Below are 8,124 nucleotides of genomic sequence, written 5' to 3'. Positions count from 1 at the left end.
GTTCAGGGGCTCCCTGCACCTGGGCAATAAAAATGGACTAGACCAACTCGCCCGTCAAGGGGTGCTGTTGGGCCTTGAGCCCCGCTTAAGGTTCCGCACCCGCGCTGAGCTGGGCGGCCGGGTCCCGACTCAATAGCGGACGGCGTTGGCCACCTCGGCCTTGACCGTGCCGGACAGGTCCCGGTTGGCGTGCCCGGTGGCCTGGGCGCTCTGCCCGGCGGCCACGTCCTGGACGGTCACCGCGGTCGCGTCCAGCACCTTGCCGGACTCGTCGGTGAAGTCCAGCTGGATCACGTACCGGTACGACTGCTGCCCGTGGTTGGTGACGGTCAGCGACACCTGCGGCTTGCCGTCCGAACCGGTGCTCACCGCCCCGACCGTGACGTCCCCCTTGGCGTCCAGCCCGCCCTTGATCCCGGCGACGGCCGAGGAGGCCGCTGACACCGCCGCCGAGGCCTGCGCCTCCGCCGAGGCGATCGCCGCACCCGCCCCGCCGGCCACCGAGGCCAACGCCGAGGCCGCGGAGGCGGCGGCGCTCGCACCCCGCTCCACCGCGGCCGCCGCCCCGGAGGCCACACTGCTCGCGCTCTGGCCGGAGGAGCAGCCCGCGAGCGCCGCCGCTCCGACCACCGCGGCGACCAACACCCCTGCCACCGACCGCCGTTGGCGGCGCAGCGGCGGTGCGTCCAGGTCCTGGGCGGTGGCCCTCGGCGGGGTACAGGCCCTCGCGCGGGTGAGCGGCTGGCGGTCCATGCGGTCCCTCGTTTCCGGTCGGCGCCGGGCTGCCCGGCACACCTCCCGGCCCACCCTCCGAGGGCGGGCGGGCCTCCGCCAGCAGGGCTGCTGCCTCCGGGTGAACCGGCCTGCGGGACCCGCCCCCGCGAGGGGCCCTACGAGAGCCCCGAGCCCTCCTGCTCGTCCGCCTCCACCGCGGCCCGCTCCTCGCGCAGCCGCACCTGGTGCCGGCGCCGGGCGACCGCGCCGTACGCCCCGGCGGCACTCGCCACGAAGGCCACCAGCCCGACCCACGGCCGGTCGAAGACGTGGCCGGTCAGGTGGTCCAGCGAGTACCGGCCGGCACCGGCCAGGCCGATCGCCAGCCCGGTCGCGCCGAGGAAGGCCGGATACTCGTAGCCGCCGGACATCGCGAAGAAGCCGGCCGGGGCGTGCACCGACACCGCGCCCGCCATCGTCCCGGCCACCACCGCGCCGGCCGCCGGGGTGGCCAGCCCGGCCACCAGCAGCGCCCCGCCGCCCGCCTCGCCGAGGCCGGCCGCGAGCGCGCTCTCCCGGGCCGGGTGGAAGCCCATGTGCTCCATGGCCTGGGTGGTGCCCTCCAGGCCGCCGCCCCCGAACCAGCCGAACAGCTTCTGGGTGCCGTGCGCGATCAGCACCCCGCCGACCGCGCCGCGCAGGGCCAGCAGGCCCAGGTCCTTACGGTTCAGGCACATGTCGCATCCTCGCTTCCGCGGCGGGCTGGTCCCGCTCGCTGGCAGTCCTGCCTCCATAGCAACCGAGAGCGCCCGTCCCTTCGAGCCGGGACCGCCATCCGGGCGAATTCGCCCCTGACCAGGAATGGAACGGCCGCCGGGGAGATTCACGCCACGCCCGGCCGCGGGGCGTGGCGCCCCGGCCGCCCGGGGCCGCGCGGTCATGCTGGGCCCATGTTCGTCTTCAACCTGGGCAGCGCCTTCATCACCTTCTTCGCCGTGGTCGGTCCGCCGAAGACCCTGCTGGCCTTCGCCCGGCTGGCCGGGACCAGGAGCAACCTGGAGCTGCGGCGGCTGGCGGCGCTGAGCACGGCCATCTCGGCGGTGATCGGCCTGGTGCTCGGCTTCGGGGCCGACGAGCTGACCACCCTGTTCCACATCAGCGACCAGTCGCTGCAGCTCGCGGGCGGGGCGATCTTCTTCGTCTACGCCGTCGCGCTGGTCTTCGGCGTCCACCTCGGCTCGGACGGCGAGGAGGACGAGCACCTCGCGAACCCCCTGGTGGACGGAATCCGCGAACTGCTGCTGCCGTACATCGCCAGCCCGCTCGCCATCACGGCCGTCCTGGTCGCCTCGCTCAACCAGGACAACTGGGGCTGGAAGGCCGCCGTCTCCGGGGCGTACGTGGCCGTCGCGGTGATCAACTACCTCTGCGTGGCGGTGCTCGCCCCGCTGATGCGGCGCACCCACCGCACCTCGCTGGAGGTGCTGTCCCGGCTGCTCGGGCTGCTGCTGGCGGCGGTCGGCGTCGAGCTGTTCCTGGAGGGCCTGGCCGGGCTCGGGGTGCACCTGCCGACGGGGCACTGACCCCGGCCCGCCCCCAGCCCCCCGCTCAGCCCCGGCTCAGCCCCCCGCTCAGCCCCGGCTCAGCCCGCCGCGAGCCGGGCCAGCACCCCGCCGATCCGCTCGCGCACCAGCGGGTCGGCGACCAGCCCGTCCGGGCCCACCGCGCCGCGCTCCAGCGGCAGCCGGACGCAGGCCTCGTCCAGCACCGCCGCACCGGTGTAGCCGAGGACGGTGCGCAGGGTGGCCTCGGCCCCCAGGCCGCGGCCCGGGCCGGCGGCGTTGATCCAGCCGGTGGGCTTGTCCGAGATCTCGACCCCGCCGACCGTCCAGTCCAGCAGGTTCTTGAACGCGCCCGGCAGCGTCCCGGCGTACTCGGGGGTGCAGACCAGCAGCGCGTCGGCCGCCCCGATCGCGGCCCGCAGCCCGGCCACCGGCTCCGGCAGCGGGTCGGTGTCGTGGTCCGGGTTGAAGTGCGGCAGCCCGGCCAGGCCCTCGTAGTAGGTGGCCCGCAGGCCCGGGGTGGCGGCCGCCACCGCGGCCGCGGTGCGCAGCACCGTCTCGTTGGTGGAACCGGCCCGCAGGCTCCCGGGCAGCAGCAGGATGTGGCGCTCGTTCGGCATGCCGGGCAACCTACCCCTTGACGTCCGCGTCAGGGCCGGCCGGCCGCGGTGCCGCGACCCGACCGCGGCCCTGACCGCGACCCGGCGGCGATCAGTGCGGCACCACCGGCCGCCAGGGCACCGGGCTGGAGAGGATCATCGAGCTGGACGGCTGGCCGTAGCCGCCGAGCCGGTCGCACACCGCCTCGAACTCGGCCATCGTCGACACCGCGACCAGCAGCACGCAGCACGCCCCGCCGGTGACCCGGTGCAGCTGGACCACCTCAGGCCAGGTCGGCACCTCCGGGTCGCGCAGCACGCAGCGCGGGCCGTAGCACTGGATCTGGACCAGCGCGGTGATCGGCAGCCCGGCCCGGGTGAGGTCCACGTGGGCGTGGTAGCCGCTGATCACGCCCTCGGACTCCAGCCGGCGGACCCGTTCGGCCACCGCGGGTGCGGACAGGCTCACCCGGCGGGAGAGTTCGTTGTACGAGAGCCGGGCGTCGGCCTGGAGCTCGGCGAGCAGACGGCGGTCGACGGCGTCCAAGGCGGCCTCCCGGGTGGTCGGGATCAAGGGATTTCCATTCGTAAAGCGAATCGGCGGAACGCCTCGCGAACGACAGCTCCGAAGGCGGTTGTGATGCCCGTCGACCATTCAAGCGGGGGGCACCGCCGCCGCACAATGGGCACCCGGTGGAACCCGGCAGTCCGGCTGGTCCACCGGACCGGGCGACGCGGCCCGGAGGATCTGGAGGGATCGGGATGGGGCACGACACGGTGGAGACGCCCAACCTGTCGTTCGGCCGGGGCGGAGCGCCCGGCCGGGGCACCCCGTACGCCGAGTACGTACGCCTGGAGGAACTGCACGGCCTGCAGCACCCGCGCAGCAAGGAGCCGGCCGAGCTGTCGTTCATCGTCACCACCCAGGTGATGGAGCTGCTGTTCGACCTGCTGCGGCACGAGTGGACGCTCGCCCGGCAGGCGCTGCGCGAGGACGATCTGACCGCCGCCCTGGCCGCGCTGCGCCGGGGCACCCACGTCCAGGACGTGCTGGTGGAGTCCTGGGACCTGCTGGCCACCATGACCCCGCACGAGTTCAACTCCTTCCGCTCGCTGTTCGGCGAGGCCTCCGGCTTCCAGTCCGCCGCCTTCCTGCGGCTGGAGTTCCTGCTCGGCAACAAGAACGCCGCGCTGCTGGCGATGTACGACGGGATGCCCGACACCCGGGCCGAGCTGACCGAGGCGCTGCGCTCCCCCGGCCTGTACGACGAGGCGCTGGCGCTGCTGGCGCGCCGCGGCCTGGCCCCGCACCCGACCCCCTCCGAGCAGCGCTACCAGCCGTCGGCGGAGGTCGAGGCGGCCTGGCGGCGGGTGTACACCGAGCCGGAGGTCGCCGCGCTCCGGCCGCTCGGCGAGGCCCTGCTGGACGTGGCCGAGCGGGTCACCCGGTGGCGCCAGCGCCACCTCTCGGCGGTCAAGCGGACCATGGGCGGCAAGCCCGGCTCGGGCGGCTCCAGCGGGCTGACCTGGCTGCGCAAGTCGGCCGAGCAGGACGTCTTCCCGGAGCTGTGGACGATCCGGGACGGGCTGTGACGGGCACAACGGGTACGGAACGGGACGGGCAGAGGATGACGAGGGAGGGACGGGCAATGACCACGCGCGAGGACTGCGCGGCGCTGGACGCCGCCGACCCGCTGGCGGCGTTCCGCAAGGAGTTCGCCCTGCCGGACGGGGTGGTCTACCTGGACGGCAACTCGCTGGGCGCGCTGCCGGTGCGCACGCCCGAGCGGGTGCGCCGGGTGGTCGAGGAGGAGTGGGGCCGGGAGCTGATCCGCAGCTGGAACGACGCCGGCTGGTTCGAGCAGCCGTACCGGCTGGGGCGGCGGATCGCGCCGCTGGTCGGCGCCGCTCCGGCGGAGGTGGTCGTCTGCGACACCACCTCGGTCAACCTGTTCAAGGTGCTGTCGGCCGCGCTGCGGCTGCGCCCGGGCCGGCGCACGGTACTCGGCGACGCCGAGGCCTTCCCGACCGACCTGTACATCGCCGAGGGCGTGACCGGCCTGGTCGAGGACGCGCGCAGCGCGCTGATCCGCCCCGAGGAGCTGGACCGGCACCTGGACGGGGACGTCGCCGCGGTCGTCCTCTCGCACGTCGACTACCGCACCGGCGAGCTGCTGGACATGCCCGGGATCACCGCCCGGGTGCAGGCCGCGGGCGCCCTGATGATCTGGGACGTGTGCCACTCCGTGGGCGCGCTGCCGGTCGGACTCGACGCCGCCGGCGCGGACTTCGCGATCGGCTGCACCTACAAGTACCTGAACGGCGGCCCCGGCTCGCCGGCCTTCCTGTACGTCGCCGAACGGCACCTGGCAGCCGGCCCGCTCCAGCCGCTCAGCGGCTGGTTCGGCCACGCCCGGCCGTTCGCCTTCGAGCCCGGGTACGAGCCGAAGCCGGGCATCGGCCGGTTCCTGACCAGCTCGCCCTCACTGCTCGGCCAGGCCGCCCTCGGCGCCTCGCTGGACATCTGGGAGCGGGTCGACCTGGCGGAGGTGCGGGCGAAGAGCCTGGCACTGACCGACCTGTTCGTCTCACTGACCGAGGGCCTGGACGGCGTCGAGGTGGCGACCCCGCGCGAGCACGCCCGGCGCGGCAGCCAGGTCGCGCTGCGGCACGCCGACGGCTACCCGGTGGTGCAGGCGCTGATCGAGCGCGGGGTGATCGGCGACTTCCGCGCGCCGGACCTGATGCGCTTCGGCTTCACGCCGCTCTACCTGTCGTACACCGAGGTCTGGGACGCGGCCCGGCAGTTGGCCGAGGTGCTGGAGAGCGGCGAGTGGCGGGCGGAGCGCTTCTCCCGCCGGGGCGAGGTGACGTAGCCAGCCGGGAGGGCCGGCCCCCGGAGCGGCGGCACGACCCGGCGGCCGCCGTGACGCAGCTCATGCCCGGGCCGAGTTCGACCTCCGTCGTCCTTGGGGATGCTCAAGGCTGACGGAACGTCACACCCTGGGGAGGCGTGCGTGAACCTCGAACTCGGCCCGCTCAAGCCCGAACCGGCCCCGCTGCTGCTGGGCCTGGCACTGCTCTTCCTGCTGATGTGGGCGCTCGGCCGCCGTCTGCTCCCGCGGATCGAACGGGTGCAGTCCGAACGCTGGGAGGCCACCGAGGGCCGCGCCGAACGCGCCGAGGCCCTGCTCGCCGAGGCCGAGGCCACCCGGGAGGCCCGGCTGCTGGAGCTGGCCGAGGCACGGCACGAGGCGGCCAGGATCCGGGAGGAGTACGCCGAGCGCGGCGCGGCGGCGATGGTCGCGGCCCGCGCGGAGGGCATCCGCGCCCGGGACGAACTGCTCACCACCGGCCGCGCCCGGATCGCCGCCGACCGGGCCGAGGCGGCCCGCGTGCTGCGGCAGGACGTCGGCGAGCTGGCCGTCGCCCTGGCCGGCCGGGTGATCGGCGAACCGGTGCACGCCGTCGCCGCGCGACGGCGCACGGTGGAGCGCTTCTTCGAGGCGAACTAGCTTTGCCGGAACGTCAGTTCGTCAGCTCCTGGACCAGCCCGCGGTAGACCGCGAAGGCCGGCTTGGGCGTGTAGTCGTCGCGCAGCAGGCCGAAGCGCGGGAACAGTCCGGCACCCGCGCTGTCCGCGTCGCGCAGCGCGAAGAACGCGTAACCGGCGACGTGGAGTTCGGCGGCGAGCCCGGCGACCGTCCGGACCACCTCCGCCACCACCTCGGCCTGCCGCGCCTCGCTCCGCCCGGGGCCGGTGGGCCAGCCGTTCTCGCAGATCCGCAGCGGGACGTCCGGCCCGATCCCGGCCCGGGGCAGCGCGTCCCGGCGGAAGCCGGTGAGCACCGCCCGTACCGCGTCGGCGAGTTGGGACGGCGGGACGGGACGGAAGACGTCCGGGAAGAAGTCCAGGCCGACGTAGTCCAGGGCGCGGTGGAAGCGCTCGTCGGCGAGCTCCCCGAGCTCGGTCCAGAAGGTGTCCGCGGGGTCGAAGGAGGGCACCGCGTTGAAGCCGACGGCCAGCCGGTCGAATCCGTGGGCCAGCGCCTCCTCCTTGGCCGCGACCACGCCCTCGACCAGCGCCCGGCGGACGTTCGGGATGCTGCCGTCCACGGGCGGGAGGTCCAGGTTGGGCTCCTCGCAGATCTGGAGCAGGGCGAGGCGGTGCCCCTCGGTCCGGACCGTCCGCCGGACGAAGTCCAGCCAGCCCGCCAACTCCCCGCCCCGCTCCCGGTACTGGACCACCAGGTCGAGCCGGCGGCCCTCGACGGCGTACCGCTCGGGCCGCTCGGGGGTGTGCTCGCCGCCCGGGTACGAGCGGTAGGCGCGGACCAGGAACTCCCCTGCACCGCCCTGGAGTTCGCGCAGGGCGGCGGTGATCAGGGCCGGGTCGTCGGGGCGGGCGGGGGTGATCACGCCGGTGTCGTCGCCCGCCAGCCCGCCGGGATAGATGCCGAAGGTGAAGGTCATGCCGTCACCGTAGCGGATATTTTTGGTGTCACCGCAAGTTTTCAGTGACACCATGATTGGCGGATAGGATCCGGCCATGGGACTTCGCGAACTCAAGAAGCAGCAGACCCGGGAGCTGCTCTCCGACACCGCCATGGGCCTGTTCGCCGAGCGCGGCTTCGACCGGGTCACGGTGGTCGAGGTGGCCCGGGCCGCCGGGGTCTCGCCGAACACGGTCTTCAACTACTTCCCGACCAAGGAGGACCTGTTCTTCGACCGCCAGGAGGAGGTGGTCGCCCACCTGGCCGAGGTGGTCCGGCACCGCCCCCCGGGCAGCTCGGCCGTGGACGCCGTCCGGGCCGACCTGCTGGCGGCCTTCGCGAGCGGCGAGCCGACGGTCGGGCTGAACCCGGGGATCGCGGCGTTCTGGCGGATCGTCGAGGACAGCGCCGCCCTGCGGGCCCGACTGCTGGAGCTCGGCGAACGGGCCGAGGCGGCGCTGGCGGCCGCCCTGGCCGAGGAATCGGGCGCCGCACCGGAGGACCCGCTCCCCCGGGTCGTGGCCGGAGCCGTCGCGGGGGCCCACCGGGCGGTGCTCGGAGAGATCCGGCGGGCCATGGTCGCCGGGGAGCCGGCCGGGGCGGTACGGACCCGGGTCGAGGCGGCGGTGCGGCACGCCTTCGGCCTGCTCGCCTCGGGCCTCGCCCGCTACCCGGCCGAGCGGTAGGCGGCCGGACCGGGGGAAGCCCGCGGCGCCGGGGACGGGAACGGCGCAGGCCGCCCGGTCGGGGTCGACT

The 8,124-nt window shown here is 74.7% G+C and carries 10 protein-coding genes; 5 read left to right on the top strand and 5 right to left on the bottom strand.

The window, feature by feature from the left end:
• Nucleotides 1–129: 129 nt before the first annotated feature.
• Nucleotides 130–753, bottom strand: coding sequence for an FxLYD domain-containing protein (locus ACFU7Z_RS31340; protein ID WP_380781200.1), 624 nt, complete (start codon nucleotides 751–753; stop codon nucleotides 130–132).
• Between the two features lie 137 nt (nucleotides 754–890).
• Nucleotides 891–1,451, bottom strand: a complete 561-nt coding sequence (locus ACFU7Z_RS31335; RefSeq protein WP_049660922.1) for a DoxX family protein — start codon at nucleotides 1,449–1,451, stop codon at nucleotides 891–893.
• A 213-nt stretch (nucleotides 1,452–1,664) separates the two neighbouring features.
• Here ACFU7Z_RS31335 and ACFU7Z_RS31330 point away from each other — a divergent pair, with 213 nt between their 5' ends.
• Nucleotides 1,665–2,297 carry a MarC family protein gene (locus ACFU7Z_RS31330; RefSeq protein WP_049660921.1) on the top strand — a complete coding sequence of 211 codons (633 nt, stop codon included), beginning with the start codon at nucleotides 1,665–1,667 and terminating at the stop codon, nucleotides 2,295–2,297.
• Nucleotides 2,298–2,356: 59 nt separating this feature from the next.
• Here ACFU7Z_RS31330 and ACFU7Z_RS31325 read toward each other — a convergent pair whose 3' ends face one another.
• Both ACFU7Z_RS31325 and ACFU7Z_RS31320 read right to left on the bottom strand, forming a co-directional pair.
• A complete protein-coding gene (locus tag ACFU7Z_RS31325) occupies nucleotides 2,357–2,896 on the bottom strand; it encodes an NADPH-dependent FMN reductase (RefSeq protein WP_380781198.1) in 540 nt (179 codons plus the stop codon).
• 91 nt (nucleotides 2,897–2,987) lie between these two features.
• Nucleotides 2,988–3,449 carry an Lrp/AsnC family transcriptional regulator gene (locus ACFU7Z_RS31320; protein ID WP_234348510.1) on the bottom strand — a complete coding sequence of 154 codons (462 nt, stop codon included), beginning with the start codon at nucleotides 3,447–3,449 and terminating at the stop codon, nucleotides 2,988–2,990.
• A gap of 188 nt (nucleotides 3,450–3,637) precedes the next feature.
• Here ACFU7Z_RS31320 and ACFU7Z_RS31315 point away from each other — a divergent pair, with 188 nt between their 5' ends.
• The 3 genes from ACFU7Z_RS31315 (at nucleotide 3,638) to ACFU7Z_RS31305 (ending at nucleotide 6,390) form a co-directional block, all read left to right on the top strand.
• Complete coding sequence (locus ACFU7Z_RS31315) at nucleotides 3,638–4,468, top strand: tryptophan 2,3-dioxygenase (RefSeq protein ID WP_380781195.1); 831 nt, start codon at nucleotides 3,638–3,640, stop codon at nucleotides 4,466–4,468.
• A 56-nt stretch (nucleotides 4,469–4,524) separates the two neighbouring features.
• Nucleotides 4,525–5,751, top strand: coding sequence for a kynureninase (kynU, locus tag ACFU7Z_RS31310; protein ID WP_380781192.1), 1,227 nt, complete (start codon nucleotides 4,525–4,527; stop codon nucleotides 5,749–5,751).
• A gap of 141 nt (nucleotides 5,752–5,892) precedes the next feature.
• On the top strand, nucleotides 5,893–6,390 hold the full coding sequence (locus ACFU7Z_RS31305) for a F0F1 ATP synthase subunit B (RefSeq protein WP_158077659.1): 498 nt from the start codon (nucleotides 5,893–5,895) through the stop codon (nucleotides 6,388–6,390).
• A gap of 13 nt (nucleotides 6,391–6,403) precedes the next feature.
• Here ACFU7Z_RS31305 and ACFU7Z_RS31300 read toward each other — a convergent pair whose 3' ends face one another.
• Complete coding sequence (locus tag ACFU7Z_RS31300) at nucleotides 6,404–7,348, bottom strand: hypothetical protein (protein ID WP_380781189.1); 945 nt, start codon at nucleotides 7,346–7,348, stop codon at nucleotides 6,404–6,406.
• A gap of 76 nt (nucleotides 7,349–7,424) precedes the next feature.
• On the opposite strand from ACFU7Z_RS31300, the gene ACFU7Z_RS31295 reads away from it, so the two are divergent.
• Nucleotides 7,425–8,054 (top strand): TetR/AcrR family transcriptional regulator, encoded by a 630-nt coding sequence (locus tag ACFU7Z_RS31295; RefSeq protein ID WP_380781186.1) that lies wholly within the window; start codon nucleotides 7,425–7,427, stop codon nucleotides 8,052–8,054.
• Nucleotides 8,055–8,124 lie beyond the last annotated feature (70 nt).

Origin of the sequence: Kitasatospora sp. NPDC057518 (assembly GCF_042802075.1) — a bacterium.
Classification (GTDB): Bacteria; Actinomycetota; Actinomycetes; order Streptomycetales; family Streptomycetaceae; genus Kitasatospora.
This window is presented reverse-complemented; position numbering and strand designations above follow the sequence as displayed.

Bases quoted from the DNA above. Each gene is read 5' to 3' on its own strand.
- ACFU7Z_RS31325 (WP_380781198.1), bottom strand. From the start codon at position 2,896: ATGCCGAACGAGCGCCACATCCTGCTGCTGCCCGGGAGCCTGCGGGCC.
- ACFU7Z_RS31295 (WP_380781186.1), top strand. From the start codon at position 7,425: ATGGGACTTCGCGAACTCAAGAAGCAGCAGACCCGGGAGCTGCTCTCC.
- ACFU7Z_RS31340 (WP_380781200.1), bottom strand. From the start codon at position 753: ATGGACCGCCAGCCGCTCACCCGCGCGAGGGCCTGTACCCCGCCGAGG.
- ACFU7Z_RS31300 (WP_380781189.1), bottom strand. From the start codon at position 7,348: ATGACCTTCACCTTCGGCATCTATCCCGGCGGGCTGGCGGGCGACGAC.
- ACFU7Z_RS31330 (WP_049660921.1), top strand. From the start codon at position 1,665: ATGTTCGTCTTCAACCTGGGCAGCGCCTTCATCACCTTCTTCGCCGTG.
- kynU (WP_380781192.1), top strand. From the start codon at position 4,525: ATGACCACGCGCGAGGACTGCGCGGCGCTGGACGCCGCCGACCCGCTG.
- ACFU7Z_RS31335 (WP_049660922.1), bottom strand. From the start codon at position 1,451: ATGTGCCTGAACCGTAAGGACCTGGGCCTGCTGGCCCTGCGCGGCGCG.
- ACFU7Z_RS31315 (WP_380781195.1), top strand. From the start codon at position 3,638: ATGGGGCACGACACGGTGGAGACGCCCAACCTGTCGTTCGGCCGGGGC.